We start from the raw sequence: 545 nt of genomic DNA, 5'->3' as shown, positions 1-545 counted from the left end.
GCCCAGGACGCCGCGTTCGAACCCGGTGGACTGCCAGGCGGCCCGGATCGGGCCGTAGGACTCGTGGGTGCCCGAGGCCGGGGAGGACACGATCGCCCCGCCCTGGTAGTTCTGGTACGAGCCCCCGTTCACCAGCCCGGTCACGACCTCCGTCGTGGGGTAGCCCAGGACGCCGCGTTCGAACCCGGTGGACTGCCACTCGGCGCGGATGGCCCCGATCGACTCATGGGTGCCCGAGGCCGGGGAGGACACGATCGCCCCGCCCTGGTAGTTCTGGTACGACCCCCCGTTCACCAGCCCCGTGACGACCTCGGTCGTCGGGTAGCCCAGCACCCCGCCCTCGAACCCGAGCTGCTGCCACACCCCCCGGATCGCGCCCAGGGACTCATGCGCCCCCGTGGCCGGGGACCAGATGATCGCCCCGCCGTCATAGTTCTGGTACACCCCGCCGCTGCGCAGGCCCCCGACCTCGTCCGTGGACGGGTACCCCATCACACCGTTCTCGAACCCCAGCGCAGCCCACTCCCCCCGGATCGCCCCATGCG

1 protein-coding gene is annotated in these 545 nt (G+C 72.1%); it reads right to left on the bottom strand.

Annotated elements, in window-relative coordinates:
* Positions 1–545 (bottom strand): LGFP repeat-containing protein (locus tag LK10_RS11510; protein WP_043123802.1); only part of this gene is annotated, 545 nt, incomplete at both ends.

The organism is Sinomonas humi, assembly GCF_000802235.1.
Taxonomy (GTDB): Bacteria; Actinomycetota; Actinomycetes; order Actinomycetales; family Micrococcaceae; genus Sinomonas; species Sinomonas humi.
The sequence above is the reverse complement of the archived record's forward strand: the minus strand, read 5'-3'. Positions and strand labels throughout refer to the sequence as shown.